This window comes from Bartonella sp. WD12.1 (genome assembly GCF_002022415.1).
In the GTDB taxonomy this organism is placed as follows: domain Bacteria; phylum Pseudomonadota; class Alphaproteobacteria; order Rhizobiales; family Rhizobiaceae; genus Bartonella.
Genome location: NZ_MUBG01000001.1, coordinates 667,060 through 680,790 on the forward strand (window position 1 = coordinate 667,060; position 13,731 = coordinate 680,790).

Sequence of the window (13,731 nt, forward strand, 5' to 3'; positions counted from 1 at the left end):
TCCTTTCAAATGAATAGCTAATGGCAATTAGTCAAGAACACATAAAAAAAACTATATTATACAACTTTTGATTGTTATTATTTAAAATACTCTTTATAAGAGATCGCATAACTTATTTTCCGTGGCTAATATAAAAAAGTACGCGGTAAAATATTAAGATAACATCTATTGAGAGATGGGGAGAATGCTCAAGGATAAAAAAAATATGCGTATAAATCGTTTAAAAGTTATCCATTATATCACGGATATGTCAAAACAAATGAGTCAAATGGCGCGTCAAGCTCATAGTCCACTTTTAGCATTACTCTTGGATATGGTAGCCAAAGAGGGGCAAAGTGTTATTAATAGCTCTGAGGGGCTTGGGGAAGATTCAACGTCGACAATGACACACAACCGTCAGAGTGTCGAATAAGCTTCCCAGCAAGTTCAAGTTCAACCAATAACAGGTAAAGGTTTTGTAAAGGAATATCTGAATGACTACTTAATGTATCTAGATCAATTGGAGTTGTTGAAAGAGCTGAAAGAACAGCTAAGCGTTCTGAATCATTTCTAATAGAAGTAGATTTATCAGTTTCTGTATTAGGTGAACTAAAACCTTCCTGTTGAAATTGAATTGAATATTCTTTTTCAAGAAGATTGAGCTGAGAACTTACAGTATTTGAGACTAATGGTGTAAGTGTTTCTATAATATCAGAAGGGTGTGTAACCAATAAAGCACCTTCTTTAATAAGATTATTTGTACCAACTGATCTTGGATCAAGTGGAGAACCGGGAATGGCAAAAATTAATCGTCCTATTTCAACAGCTTGACGAGCTGTAATTAAGGATCCTGACCGCATAGCCGCTTCTGTTACTAAGAGGCCAAGCGATAAACCTGCAATAATACGATTTCTTCTTGGAAAATCGATAGCACGTGGTTTCCAACCAACAGGCATTTCACTAATAATTGCTCCACCATTCGTGATAATATCATCATAAAGTTTTTTATTTTCAGGAGGGTAAATATGATCAATTCCGCCAGCCATAACTGCAACGGTACCTGTTTTTAAACTTGTTTGGTGAGCAATACTATCAATTCCACGTGCAAGCCCAGAAATGGTTATAAAGCCAGCGTTACCAAGAAAATGAGAAAATTGAGCAGTTAGCTTCTTACCTGCTGCCGAAGCGTTTCGAGAGCCAATAATCCCAACGGAGAATTTATGAAAAACTGAAACATTGCCTTTTATAGTAATGAGTGGTGGGGATGCTTCTGTTACCTTAAGATATGCTGGGTAATCTGGTTCTCCTACGCCGACAAAACGAATACCCAATTTTTCAGCTTTTTGCATCTCTTTTTCAGCATCTTCTAACGTTGCTATTCGAATAGGTGCACAACGACCACCTTTTCTACTAAGCTCAGGAAGTACCGCCAAAGCATTTTCTGCTGTTTTATAATGATCAATTAAATTACGAAAGGTAACAGGCCCAACATTCTCACTACGTAATAACCGCAACCAGTTTAAACGTTGGTGATCAGTAAGTGGAATCCCTTTATTTATTTCTGTTTTTAGTGCCAATCTTACTTTCTTTCCCAACGAATAATCTACCAATATTCATATGATGTTTTATAATCACAAGTATGCTCATTATTACCATTATGCAATGAGCATAGAAGTAAGGAGAAAAAAAATAAATAAAAATTGGAACAATAATAACAGCAATAAGCCCGGATAATGAAGAATAATGCGTAAATAGAAAAATTCCTATCCAGATGACGATAAAAACAACTGCTGATGGCCAGTAAAATCCTAAAGATATACCTAGATAAATAGCAACACCTTTGCCACCTTTAAATTTGAGCCATATGGGAAAAAGATGCCCCAAGAAGGCAAAAAAACCAGCTAGAATAATAATGTTGTGCACTGCTAGAATAGTGTCTTCTATTCGATAAATTAGAATTTTTGCAATTAGAATAACAAAAGTTCCCTTTAGAATATCGCAAAGAAAAGTAAGAGCTGCAATTGTTTTATTTCCTGTACGTAAAACATTTGTCGCTCCAATATTTCCAGAACCAATTGTCCTTATATCGCCAAGTTTAGCAAAGCGTGTGAAAAGCAATCCAAATGGGATAGAACCGATAAGGTAAGATATCAGAAAAATAAATCCTGTATGAACTTGAAAAAGCGCTTCTATTTCACTCATCAAAAGTCTCATTTAGTTTGTTGATCAAGCTTAAACACTGACTGGCCTTTAACAAGTGTTTGGATAACACGTCCTTGAAAGTGTGTATTCTCAAATGGTGTGTTTTTTGAACGTGAATGAAGCATATCTGAAGATAGTATCCATGGTTCATCAAGGTCAACTAAAATAAGATCTGCATTAGCACCTTTTATGAGTGTTCCTGCATCGAGACCGAAGAGTTTTGCAGGTGCTGTTGATAAGAGTTCAGTCAGTCTTAAAAGAGATATCATTTCATTGTGGTAGAGGAGTAAAGCTACACTTAAGAGAGTTTCCATGCCAATAGCACCTGCTTGAGCGTCTTGGAATGGTAAGCGTTTTGTATCAACATCTTGAGGATCATGGGAAGAAACAATAATATCGACTGTTCCATCTTTTATTGCTTCAATCATTGCTATACGATCTTCTTCTGCACGCAGTGGAGGCATTAAACGGAAAAAGGTACGGTATTCGCCGATATCATTTTCATTAAGGGATAAATGATTAATAGATACGCCGGCTGAAATTTTTGTATTATTCTGTTTTGCTAAACGAATAGCATCGGCAGACATAGCTGTTGATATTTGTGCAGCGTGATAGCGTGCTTGTGTTAGTGCAGCCAGTCGTAAATCTCTTTCCAATGGAATGATTTCTGCTTCACGCGGAATTCCACAAAGACCAAGCCAACTTGCTAATAGACCTTCGTTCATAACACCTTGACCTATAAGGTCTTTGTCTTGTGTTTCATGAATCAAAGTAACATCAAAATCACGGGCATAAGTCATTGCACGCCGCATAACAGATGAATTTTGAAGAGTTTTTTTTCCCTCACTAAAAGCAACAGCACCTGCGTTTTTTAATAAACCGAATTCAGCAATTTCTTGTCCACTTAAACCTTGGGTAATAGCAGCAACAGGATAAATATTGACCAATGACGTTTCATGCGCTGTGCGCGTAATAAATTCAACAAGTGCCACATTATCAATAACTGGTTGTGTATCTGGCATCATGAGGAAGGAAGTAATACCTCCTGCTGCCGCAGATTGGCTAGCTGAAGCAATTGTTTCACGGTGCTCAGCTCCTGGTTCACCAACAAAAACTCGTGCATCAACAAGTCCAGGTAGAATCGCTTTATTTTGCGCATCAATAATTTCTGCACCTTCGGGTGTTCCTTGATTTAGAGCTTCTTTTCCAGCAGCTATAATCAGTCCATTTTCAATAATAACTGTACCAATTTCGTCAATTGCACGCGAAGGATCAACAATACGAGCGTTTTGAAAAACCATAGGTTTTGTCATTTCTTTTCTCCACTCCAATTATGACGCGAATCGAGCAAGGCTTCCATAACAGCCATGCGCACAGCGATTCCCATTTTTACTTGTGTGTGGATCACACTTTGTGCTCCATCTGCTATCTCAGAAGCAATTTCTACACCACGATTTATTGGGCCAGGATGCATAACGATGCAATCACTTTTTGCATAAGCTAAGTTTTCTTTATGTAAACCAAAATGATGAAAATATTCACGAACGGAAGGAATAAAGGCACCTACCATACGTTCGCGTTGTAAGCGTAACATCATGATAACATCAGCACCTTTAAGACCTTCTTTCATTGTGTTAAAAACTTCAACGCTCATATCTGCTATTCTAGTTGGCAGAAGTGTTGAAGGAGCAATAACACGAACACGTGCTCCTAGAGCGTTAAGGCTAATAATGTTGGAACGTGCGACACGTGAATGCAAGATATCTCCACAAATTGCAACAGTTAATCCTTCAATACGTCCTTTTATTCTTCGAATAGTCAGGGCATCTAATAAAGCTTGTGTTGGGTGTTCATGTGCACCATCGCCTGCATTAATGACACAACAATCAACTTTTTGTGCTAAAAGAGCAGCTGCTCCAGCGCAGTTATGGCGAATGATGAGTATATCCGGATTCATTGCATTGAGAGTTATTGCTGTATCAATCAATGTTTCTCCTTTTTTGACGGATGAATTACTAATAGCCATATTCATCACGTTGGCTCCTAATCGCTTACCAGCTAGTTCGAATGAGGATTGTGTTCGCGTGGAGGCTTCAAAGAAAAGATTAATTTGAGTACGTCCATATAGTGTGGATTTTTTTTTATCAATTGTCTTAGAAAAAGTAATATTTGCATCTGCACGATCAAGCAGTGTGGTAAGGTCTTGTACATTTAAACCTTTAATACCTAAAAGATGACGGTAGGGAAAAATCGGAAAAAGAGTATTTTGAGTCATAGCATTCTTTTCTAGAGATCTCTAAAGAATTTAAACAAGTATTTGTTTGAATGTAATAAATGTAAAAAGATAAATAGTCTATGATATCAATGATTCGAATAAGGAATATACTATGAGTTCTCTGTTTATGCAGAATGGCCAGCGAAAAAATGCGTTTCTTAGTGATACACTTATGTTTCGTATTGCATCTAATTTACCTGTATCTTTATTAGCAAGTTTTGAAGAAATAGGAGCATTTGTAGCTAGCCATGAAGCACGAGATCTCTCCCGTTTAGCAAATCACCACCGACCAATATTACGCTATAATACCGAATGGAGCCAATTAACAGAACAGTTAGAAATCCACCCTGCCTATGATACTCTTCAAAGATATTCTAGACAAGTGGGGTTAAGTACTTCACTATGGGAAAATATAGCTTCGGAAAGTGGAATACGTTATCAGGTACGTGCTATTCGTTTAGCTTTATCTGCTGGTCTGGAAACCGGTCATTTGAATGAGGTTATTATAACAAGTGCAGCTATTGCGGTATTAATTGGGGACGTTAAGTTATTTAAAAGATGGCGAAACGTACTTTTGTCACGTCAATATGATTCATCCCTCAAGCCTATTAATGATAAAAAAGGTGCTTCTCTTACTTGTGCTTTTGATAATGTCGCAAAAAGTGAAAAATACCCTTCTAATTTTCCAATTGCTCAGAAAGTTTCTTTTGATGAAAAGATGGGGCGTGATCTGTATCATTTAAATAGTATAAAAACCAATGTTATTAATCCGATCGCTGATGGATATATTGTTAGTGCGGAAATAGATGGTCATTTAAGCTGCTTTTTAGTCCCACGCGTGCAAGAAAATGGTGCAATAAATAATATCTCAATTCATTATTTATTGCAGCGTTCTGGAGAATATTCAGTACCAGAGGGGATTGTCCATTTCCAAGGCAGTTATGGTTGGCTTTTGGGAAATATTGGGGAGGGGGCTAAAATAATTAAAGATATCGATACTATGACGCGCTTCGATCAGTCTGTGATATCAACAGGTGTTTTGCGCGCAGCACTTCAATTTGGCATAGACTTTTTTCGGCAAAAAATGCCAAATCAGCCTTTACCACCACTAACAGAGCGTATTTTTGCTGATATTGCACTTGATATTGCTGCTTCACAAGCATTGGTTTTACGTTTAGCACGGGCATTTGATAATGCTACAAATAGTCACGCTGAAGCAGCTTTTGCACGTATTATGACACCTATTATTGCTTGTCATGTAAATCAATTAGTTGTTCCTATTGTTAGTGAAATTATTGCACAGCTTGGTTTAGAAAGTTTTGTGGAAGGCAATCCATTATCGCAAATGTTACATGATGGATCTGCGCGGATAGTTAGAAATAATGATTCTAATCAACTAGTGAGGGACGCAATTCTTATAGCTAATAAAGCACCTGGATTATTTCAGCAACTGTTAGAAAAAATTGCAACTGGTATTGGGCCAGCAGGTCCGCGAGCAGTTGAAATTATCAAATCTGCTATCCATATGGCTTCAACAAATGAAGGAGCAGGCCGTTTTTTTGTTGAGCAAGTGGCATATGCTGCTGCAACTGCATCATTACGTTATAAGGAAATGGAATATATTGTAAATGCTTATATGGAAAGCCGCCTTGGAGGACAATGGAGATTATCCTATGGCATGATGATTGCACGATATAATCCTGGACAATTATTGGAGATTCTTTATCCTTCTGTGTGATTTAGGTTCTTAATTCTATCAAGAACGCCTTGTAATATAAAAGCAGCAGCTGCAGAATCAATGCGGGCTGCTCTTTTGGCGCGTGATACATCCATTTCTAAAAGGGAGCGTTGTGCAGCAATTGTTGACAATCGTTCATCCCAAAAAATAAATGGAATTTTTGTATATGCTCTCATATTGCTAACAAAAGTTCGGGTTGCTTGAACACGAGGGCCGTTACTTCCATTCATGTTAACAGGCAAGCCAATAACAGCAGCCCCTACATTTTCATTATTAAAAATTTGAACAAGTGTAAGGGCATCTGACGTAAATTTTTTCCGCTGAATGACAGGACGTGGATTTGAAAAGGTTAAACTGATATCAGAAATAGCAATTCCGATAGTTTTTGTGCCCAAATCCAAACCTGCTATCGTTTGTTTGGGTAAAAGATGTGTAGTAATTTCATGTAGGTTAATGACAGCCATGTGTTTATACCTAGAGTTTCTTAATATTTTAAGTTAATATTTATAGTGAAGCTTTGATACAGATATCAATATTCTTGCGCTTATAGAAGTGAGCTTGTATAGCCAAAACATGAAGAGAGTAATGTCGCAATCAAATTTGAGCAGAAAGGCATAATATGTCTGTTGATAATAAAACAGTCAAAAGGGTAGCACATTTAGCGCGTATTGCTATTCATGATGATGAAACAGAACGCATGACAAAGGAATTCAATGCCATTTTAGAGTTTGTAGAACAACTTAATGAAGTTGATATCAATGGAGTTGAACCATTAACATCGGTAATGCCTATGGCTTTGCGAATGCGTGAAGATAATATTACAGATGGTAATAAAGCTGCAGAAATTGTAGCAAATGCACCTATAACAGAAGAAAATTTCTTTCTTGTTTCAAAGGTCGTCGAGTAATTTTTAATATTTTAAAATTCGAGAATCAATATGACTGATTTAACAACCCTAACGATTGCACAAGCTCGTGCTGCTTTAACAAAGAGAGATCTAAAAGCAACTGAATTAACAGAAGCTTATTTAAAAGCAATTGAGTTAGCTAATCCAACTTTAAATGTTTATGTGGCGCTAACAGCAGAACAAGCAACAAAAATGGCTGCTGAATCAGATAAGCGTTTTGCAAAAGGGCAAGCTGGTATTTTAGAGGGGATTCCACTAGGAGTTAAGGATCTTTTTGCAACACAAGATGCCCATACTCAAGCTTGTTCATATATTCTTGATGGTTTTAAACCGAAATACGAATCAACAGTAACGGCTAATTTGTGGAAAGATGGGGCGGTTATGTTAGGCAAACTTAATATGGATGAGTTTGCGATGGGATCGTCTAATGAAACATCACATTATGGGCCAGTTATTAATCCATGGCGGAAAAAAGGATCAGATGAAAAACTTGTCCCAGGTGGTTCTTCAGGTGGTTCTGCAGCTGCTGTTGCAGCACGACTTTGTGCAGGCGCAACAGCAACTGACACTGGTGGATCAATACGTCAACCAGCAGCCTTTACTGGTACTGTGGGGATAAAGCCAACTTATGGGCGGTGTTCACGGTGGGGGACTATAGCTTATGCTTCATCACTCGATCAAGCTGGGCCTATCGGACGAGATGTACGTGATTGCGCGATTATGCTTAAATCAATGGCTTCCTTTGATGATAAAGATTCAACTTCGGTTAATGTACCAGTACCCGATTATGAAAATTATATAGGTCGATCAATCAAGGGAATGAAAATTGGTATTCCAAAAGAATACTATATTGAAGGAATGTCTACTGAAATTGTTGAACTTTGGCAAAAAGGAATGGATTGGCTAAAGGAAGCAGGAGCTCAGATTATTGATATTTCATTACCTCATACAAAATATGCTTTACCTGCTTATTATGTTGTAGCTCCTGCAGAGGCGTCTTCTAATTTAGCACGCTATGATGGTGTCCGTTTTGGGCTTCGTATGCCAGGGAAAGATATCATTGAAATGTACGAAAATACGCGCTCGTCTGGCTTTGGTGATGAAGTCAAACGGCGTATTTTGATTGGTACCTATGTTCTTTCTGCAGGTTATTATGATGCTTATTATCTTAGAGCTCAAAAGGTGCGAACATTAATTAAACGTGATTTCGATCAATGTTTTGCAACTGGTGTTGATGCTATTTTAACACCTACAACACCGGCATCAGCTTTTGGTATTGCTGATGAGAAAATGAAGAATGACACAATAGCAATGTATTTAAACGATGTCTGTACTGTGTCAGTTAATATGGCGGGATTACCAGGTATTTCTGTTCCTGCAGGTTTATCATTAAATGGTTTACCACTAGGATTGCAATTGATTGGTAAACCTTTTGCTGAGGAAACAATTTTTCAGATAGCCTACATTATAGAGCAAGCGGCGGGAACATTAAATGCTGAAAAATGGTGGCCATAAAAAATCACAAGCTTACATTTTTTATGAAGAAATAAAAATATTCTCTCCTTAAGAGATAGAAAAAGATCTTTTGGGGTGGACTGTAATTTCGTACTATAATTTTTAGCTGCCAAGATATGCTTCTTTTATACGTGGATCAGAAAGCATAGTTTGGCTTTTACCATGAAATAAAATTTTCCCTACTTCCAAAATATAAGCATAATCGGCAACAGAAAGAGCTGCAAAAGCGTTTTGTTCAATAAGAAGAACAGTTTTTCCCATTTCATTAATTTTGCGGATAATCGAAAAAATTTCTTGTACAAGAAGTGGTGCTAAACCAAGAGACGGTTCATCCAATATCACCATGTCAGGATTGCTTATAAGTGCACGTCCTACAGCTAACATTTGTTGTTCACCACCTGACATTGTACCGCCCAGTTGCTTGGATCTTTCACGTAACCGTGGAAATAAGTCAAATATCCATTCAATATCATGAGCAATACCGACTTTGTCATTACGAATATAAGCGCCTAGCTGAAGATTTTCTAAAACAGTCAAATGAGGCATAATACGCCGCCCCTCAGGACTTAATGCAATGCCTAATTGTAAAATTTCTTCTGGCTGTTTTTCTGTAATAGATTTACCTTTATATATAATATCTCCATAAACAGGCCGATTAAGCCCTGCAATAGAACGTACAGTACTGCTTTTTCCTGCTCCATTAGCACCAATTAAAGTTACTATACTCCCTTTTTTTATGGACATAGAAATATCTTGAACAGCTTTAATAGCACCGTAATGAACGTGAAGATTTTTTATTTCAAGAATGTTCATACATATCTCCCCCAAGATAAGCTTTAATAACTTTAGGATTATGGCGAATTTCATCTGGTGTTCCATTGGCAATGCAACGGCCATATTCTAATACCCAAATATCTTGGCAAAGCCCCATGACAACTTTCATATCATGTTCAATAAGTAGAATTGTAAGGTCGAATTCTTTCCTTACTTTTTCTATGAATTTTCTAAGTTCTTCACTTTCTTGAGGATTCATTCCGGCAGCAGGTTCGTCAAGAAGAAGTAATTTAGGTTTTGTTGCTAAAGCCCGAGCAATTTCTAAACGCCGTTGTGCACCATAAGCCAAAGTGGTTGCTGGTTGGTTGGCGAGATGAGCAAGCTGAAGTCGTTCAAGAATTTCCATCGACTCTTTGTAAAGCTTATTTTTTTCTTTAATTGCACTTGGTAATAAAAGAGCGGAAGCAAACCATGGGTATTTTTGCCGAACATGGGCACCAACCATGACATTTTGCAACACTGTTAATCCTGAAAAAAGGCGAATATTTTGAAATGTTCGTGCAATGTGGCGTTTACAGATAATATGAGGTGAAAGACCACAAATATTTTCTTCCTCTAGAAAGATTTTTCCATTTGTGGGTGTATAAAAACCAGAAATTATATTAAAAGCAGTGGTTTTTCCGGCACCATTGGGACCAATTAATCCAGTAATTGTTCCCCGTTTGATAGCCATATTGATATTGTTGACAGCGATTAATCCACCAAAACGCATCGTAACATCATTAAGTGAAAGGATCATGTCGCTCATGATTTTTTCTCATTACTAGAAAGTGTTCTCCTTGTTAAAAGGGAGTAAATCCAATTCCATGAACATTCACGTTGGCCTAGCAATCCTTGTCTCCAGAATAAGATGATTACTAATAATAAAAGTGAAAAAACAACCATACGTAGTCCTGGTATTCCTGGAATATATATAAAACTTAAATTTAATGGAGATTCAATAATACGAAGTGATTCAAGCATCACTGTAATAATAATACTGCTAATAATACTCCCTGTAATAGAACCAAGACCACCGGCAACAACAATCATCAAAATATTAAAGGTTAAAAGGAAGTTGAACATTTTAGGATCGATGGTTGAAATAAGAGCGGCTGTTAATGCACCTCCAATACCTGCAAAAAATGCACCAACAGTGAAAGAAAAGCTACGATAAAAATAAGTGTTAATGCCCATTGTTTTTGAGGCGATTTCATCGTCACGAATAGCGCGCAATACGTTACCAATATTACTTTGTAATAAAAGAGTTATAAAAATAATTGTAAATGCTAACCAACCATAATTCCACCACAATGTAGCATTTTGAGGTATTCCTTTAATTCCCAATGAACCGTTTGTTAAAGATGTAGCATTGGTGATAATAACGCGAATAATTTCTGCAAAACCTAATGTCGCAATTCCAAGATAGTCACCACCAAGACGTAATATAGGCAAAGCGATCAATAAGCCTACAGCTGCAGCACATAAACCACTTATAATAACAGCAATGAAAAAAGGTAATTGCAAATTTTGTAATGGTTCAGCTATCGGTTCTAGAATCCACATCATTTCTTTTTGTTCAGGAGAGAGAAGTAAAATTGCACATATATAAGCACCAATAGCCATAAAACCAGCATGTCCAAGAGAGAACATACCCGTAAATCCGTAAATCAAATTAAGCGAGATTGCCAATATGGCGTTTATAGCAATAAGATTGATAATACGCAGTGTATAGTCATTAAAATGAGTATCGGCATAAAATAAAAAACCGATAAGAGCCACAATACTGATAAATGATAGAAAAAGCGTAGTTGATTTTGCCATTAGATTTTCTCTTGACTTTTTTTGCCCATGAAACCAGTTGGCATTACCAGCAGGATAACAATTAATAAAATAAAAGCGAAAGCATCTCGATATCCAGATAAAGCTGGAAAAAAAGCGATAATCATAATTTCAAGAAAACCTAATAATAATCCTCCGAGCATTGCTCCTAGAATTGATCCAATACCTCCAATAACAGTAGCGATAAATGCTTTTAGTCCAGGAAGTATACCCATATAAGGTTGGATTTGAGGATAACGTAGAGCCCACATGATTCCTGCTACAGCGCCTAATGCCGAACCTATAGAAAATGTGAATGCAATAATCTTGTTAACAGAAACACCCATTAAACGAGCAGTTTCAATATCATGCGAAATTGCACGCATAGCAAGACCAGGTTTTGTTCTATAAATAATCCATAACAAGAGAATAACGAGAACAAAAGAAACAACAGGAACAATAAAGGACATAGGGCTAATTCGAATAATTGCATCTGATCCTTGTCCGAAATGCCATTGGATTGGTGTGACAAGAAAATCTGGCTGTTTCACACCCTTGGGAATTCCACTAAAAAGCACAGTTGCGAGATTTTCAATGAAAAAGGAAATACCAATTGCACTAATAAGTACCGAAATTCGTGGAGCATTACGCAAAGGCTTATAAGCACATTGATCAACAGCAATGCCTAGTGCACTTGTGATAAAAATTGAAAAACAAATGGCTAAAATCCAAATCGGTGTAAAATTTTGTGGAGCAATTTTTGAATAATAAATAAGCCCTAAAATAAGGATAAAAGAATTGTGATCCAATAAAATTCAGGGCGTTTTTTAAACCCTATAAATACTGAATAATAAATGAGGAGAGCTAACAATATAAGCAGGACAGCAACCCACGCAGGCATAAAGCTAATTGTAGAAAAGAAAACAAAATATGCACCTAACATAAAGATGTCGCCGTGAGCAAAATTAATTAATCTTAAAATACCATAAACCATGGTATAACCAATCGCGATAAGCCCATAAAGCGATCCCAATGCTAGTGCGTTAAAAAAATGCTGAATGAACATTTCAGTATTCATCTTTTGTCCTTCTGCATTTGTTAGTTCATATAGGGTAGAATATAAGATTTTTGAATAATTTAATTGAAAGAATAATTTTCAATCAGATCTTATATTTTGATTTAATAAATCAATGTTCTAAAATATTAGATGGCAGGCTTGATTTCATTTAGATAGATACGTTTGCCACCTTTTATTTCAATAACACCTATAGGGATTTGAGGATTGTGATTTTCATCCATAGACACACTACCAAAAGGTGTTTGTAAATCTTGCAACTTACTCAATTCTATAGTGATTGCTTCGCGATCAGCACTTGCAGCATTTTCAATAGCTTTCATAAACATTATGTAAGCTGTGTATCCTAAAACTGAATTGATATTTGGCTCTTTATGAGGGTAAGTTGTTTTCCATTCATTTGTAAATTCTTGTGCAGCTTTTGACATATTTGGCATATTTTTATCGTAGGGGAGTGTTGTGTGTAAAAAATTTTCTGCAGCTTGTCCTGCAATTGCAATAGTTTCTGGGTTGTCCATAGCATCACCCCCCATGATGCGGAATTGTGCACCCAATTCACGTGCTTGTTTCATGATAATGGAACCTTCAGAAAAATAAGATGGGATAAATAAAACATCAGGTTTTTGTGCTATAATTTGAGTGAGAGCAGCTGAAAAATCTTGATCTCCAGAATTATAGTTTAAATTTAAGATAACTTCACCACCTAATTTTTTGAATGAGCGATTAAAATAATTTGCAAGCCCAATTGCGTAATCGCTTGATATATCTTTTAATATAGCTGCTTTTTTTGCATGTAAGTTTTGAATTGCATAAGTTGCAGCACCTGCACCTTGATAAGGATCAATGAAACATGTGCGAAAAGAGTATTTTTTGCCATGCGTAATAAGCGGATTTGTTGCTGAAGTCACTATAACAGGAGTTTTTGCCTTTTCAGACACTTCTCCACCAGCTAATGCTAATGAAGAGCCATAAGTTCCAATAATACCGTTAACATTGTCATTTGCAGTTAAACGCATAACGGCATTAGCTGCTTCTACCTTATCGGACTTATTGTCAATAATAATAAGTTCAACTTTACGTCCCAGTATTTCAGGTATTTTTTTATGTGCCAACTGTATACCTTCTAGTTCAAGTTGACCTCCAAATGCATTTTGGCCTGTTAATGGAAGGTAAACACCAATTTTAATAGGAGCATTAGCATAAGCATTTGCTATGAGCATCATTATTGTAGCGATTATAGTAAGGAATTTCTTCAATTGCATTATACGCTCCCCTTATTTATAATTATAACCTTATATTTTATCTTGAACTTTATTATCATGCAAGTTACACATTAATAAAAATTAATCATTGCGTGTGAAGGCTCTTTATTAACCGTGTGAAGTATACGATTAAACGTTTCAGAG

The 13,731-nt window shown here is 36.6% G+C and carries 13 protein-coding genes and 1 pseudogene; 4 read left to right on the top strand and 10 right to left on the bottom strand.

Annotation, left to right across the window (positions count from 1 at the left end; translation table 11 throughout):
• The first annotated feature begins 205 nt into the window (after nucleotides 1-205).
• Nucleotides 206-412: a hypothetical protein gene (locus BWD121_RS02840; protein WP_078664053.1), complete on the top strand. Its 207-nt coding sequence runs from the start codon at nucleotides 206-208 to the stop codon at nucleotides 410-412.
• Here the strand turns inward: BWD121_RS02840 and dprA are convergent.
• The 4 genes from dprA to BWD121_RS02860 are packed head-to-tail and all read right to left on the bottom strand — an operon-like array spanning nucleotide 342 to nucleotide 4,456.
• Nucleotides 342-1,574 (bottom strand): DNA-processing protein DprA, encoded by a 1,233-nt coding sequence (gene dprA / locus BWD121_RS02845; RefSeq protein ID WP_078663308.1) that lies wholly within the window; start codon nucleotides 1,572-1,574, stop codon nucleotides 342-344. The two genes, BWD121_RS02840 and dprA, sit on opposite strands and share 71 nt — an antisense overlap.
• Nucleotides 1,531-2,181: a glycerol-3-phosphate 1-O-acyltransferase PlsY gene (gene plsY, locus BWD121_RS02850; RefSeq protein ID WP_078663309.1), complete on the bottom strand. Its 651-nt coding sequence runs from the start codon at nucleotides 2,179-2,181 to the stop codon at nucleotides 1,531-1,533. The genes dprA and plsY overlap by 44 nt, the downstream gene beginning before the upstream one ends.
• Before the next feature lie 8 nt (nucleotides 2,182-2,189).
• Nucleotides 2,190-3,494, bottom strand: coding sequence for a dihydroorotase (locus BWD121_RS02855; protein ID WP_078663310.1), 1,305 nt, complete (start codon nucleotides 3,492-3,494; stop codon nucleotides 2,190-2,192).
• Complete coding sequence (locus BWD121_RS02860) at nucleotides 3,491-4,456, bottom strand: aspartate carbamoyltransferase catalytic subunit (protein ID WP_078663311.1); 966 nt, start codon at nucleotides 4,454-4,456, stop codon at nucleotides 3,491-3,493. Before BWD121_RS02860 ends, BWD121_RS02855 begins: the two co-directional genes overlap by 4 nt.
• Nucleotides 4,457-4,568: 112 nt before the next feature.
• Here BWD121_RS02860 and BWD121_RS02865 point away from each other — a divergent pair, with 112 nt between their 5' ends.
• Complete coding sequence (locus tag BWD121_RS02865) at nucleotides 4,569-6,194, top strand: acyl-CoA dehydrogenase family protein (RefSeq protein WP_078663312.1); 1,626 nt, start codon at nucleotides 4,569-4,571, stop codon at nucleotides 6,192-6,194.
• Here BWD121_RS02865 and ruvX read toward each other — a convergent pair.
• On the bottom strand, nucleotides 6,179-6,658 hold the full coding sequence (gene ruvX / locus BWD121_RS02870; RefSeq protein ID WP_078663313.1) for a Holliday junction resolvase RuvX: 480 nt from the start codon (nucleotides 6,656-6,658) through the stop codon (nucleotides 6,179-6,181). The genes BWD121_RS02865 and ruvX overlap by 16 nt on opposite strands.
• A gap of 155 nt (nucleotides 6,659-6,813) precedes the next feature.
• Between ruvX and gatC the strand changes: the two genes are divergently transcribed.
• Nucleotides 6,814-7,101, top strand: a complete 288-nt coding sequence (gene gatC / locus BWD121_RS02875) for an Asp-tRNA(Asn)/Glu-tRNA(Gln) amidotransferase subunit GatC (RefSeq protein ID WP_078663314.1) — start codon at nucleotides 6,814-6,816, stop codon at nucleotides 7,099-7,101.
• A 30-nt stretch (nucleotides 7,102-7,131) separates the two neighbouring features.
• Nucleotides 7,132-8,616 (top strand): Asp-tRNA(Asn)/Glu-tRNA(Gln) amidotransferase subunit GatA, encoded by a 1,485-nt coding sequence (gene gatA / locus BWD121_RS02880; RefSeq protein ID WP_078663315.1) that lies wholly within the window; start codon nucleotides 7,132-7,134, stop codon nucleotides 8,614-8,616.
• Between the two features lie 102 nt (nucleotides 8,617-8,718).
• On the opposite strand, the gene BWD121_RS02885 is transcribed toward gatA, so the two are convergent.
• The 5 genes and pseudogenes from BWD121_RS02885 to BWD121_RS02905 all read right to left on the bottom strand — a co-directional run bounded on the left by BWD121_RS02885 (nucleotide 8,719) and on the right by BWD121_RS02905 (nucleotide 13,587).
• Nucleotides 8,719-9,429 (bottom strand): ABC transporter ATP-binding protein, encoded by a 711-nt coding sequence (locus BWD121_RS02885; RefSeq protein WP_078663316.1) that lies wholly within the window; start codon nucleotides 9,427-9,429, stop codon nucleotides 8,719-8,721.
• Complete coding sequence (locus BWD121_RS02890; RefSeq protein WP_078663317.1) at nucleotides 9,416-10,198, bottom strand: ABC transporter ATP-binding protein; 783 nt, start codon at nucleotides 10,196-10,198, stop codon at nucleotides 9,416-9,418. The genes BWD121_RS02885 and BWD121_RS02890 overlap by 14 nt, the downstream gene beginning before the upstream one ends.
• Nucleotides 10,195-11,253, bottom strand: coding sequence for a branched-chain amino acid ABC transporter permease (locus tag BWD121_RS02895; protein ID WP_078663318.1), 1,059 nt, complete (start codon nucleotides 11,251-11,253; stop codon nucleotides 10,195-10,197). The genes BWD121_RS02890 and BWD121_RS02895 overlap by 4 nt, the downstream gene beginning before the upstream one ends.
• Nucleotides 11,253-12,328: pseudogene (locus BWD121_RS02900) on the bottom strand (branched-chain amino acid ABC transporter permease). Before BWD121_RS02900 ends, BWD121_RS02895 begins: the two are co-directional and overlap by 1 nt.
• A gap of 125 nt (nucleotides 12,329-12,453) precedes the next feature.
• On the bottom strand, nucleotides 12,454-13,587 hold the full coding sequence (locus BWD121_RS02905) for an ABC transporter substrate-binding protein (protein ID WP_078663319.1): 1,134 nt from the start codon (nucleotides 13,585-13,587) through the stop codon (nucleotides 12,454-12,456).
• Between the last annotated feature and the right edge of the window lie 144 nt (nucleotides 13,588-13,731).

Coding starts and splice junctions, on each gene's coding strand:
- BWD121_RS02840 (WP_078664053.1), top strand. CDS start 206: ATGCGTATAAATCGTTTAAAAGTTATCCATTATATCACGGATATGTCA.
- plsY (WP_078663309.1), bottom strand. CDS start 2,181: ATGAGTGAAATAGAAGCGCTTTTTCAAGTTCATACAGGATTTATTTTT.
- BWD121_RS02855 (WP_078663310.1), bottom strand. CDS start 3,494: ATGACAAAACCTATGGTTTTTCAAAACGCTCGTATTGTTGATCCTTCG.
- BWD121_RS02860 (WP_078663311.1), bottom strand. CDS start 4,456: ATGACTCAAAATACTCTTTTTCCGATTTTTCCCTACCGTCATCTTTTA.
- BWD121_RS02865 (WP_078663312.1), top strand. CDS start 4,569: ATGAGTTCTCTGTTTATGCAGAATGGCCAGCGAAAAAATGCGTTTCTT.
- ruvX (WP_078663313.1), bottom strand. CDS start 6,658: ATGGCTGTCATTAACCTACATGAAATTACTACACATCTTTTACCCAAA.
- gatC (WP_078663314.1), top strand. CDS start 6,814: ATGTCTGTTGATAATAAAACAGTCAAAAGGGTAGCACATTTAGCGCGT.
- gatA (WP_078663315.1), top strand. CDS start 7,132: ATGACTGATTTAACAACCCTAACGATTGCACAAGCTCGTGCTGCTTTA.
- BWD121_RS02885 (WP_078663316.1), bottom strand. CDS start 9,429: ATGAACATTCTTGAAATAAAAAATCTTCACGTTCATTACGGTGCTATT.
- BWD121_RS02890 (WP_078663317.1), bottom strand. CDS start 10,198: ATGAGCGACATGATCCTTTCACTTAATGATGTTACGATGCGTTTTGGT.
- BWD121_RS02895 (WP_078663318.1), bottom strand. CDS start 11,253: ATGGCAAAATCAACTACGCTTTTTCTATCATTTATCAGTATTGTGGCT.
- BWD121_RS02905 (WP_078663319.1), bottom strand. CDS start 13,587: ATGCAATTGAAGAAATTCCTTACTATAATCGCTACAATAATGATGCTC.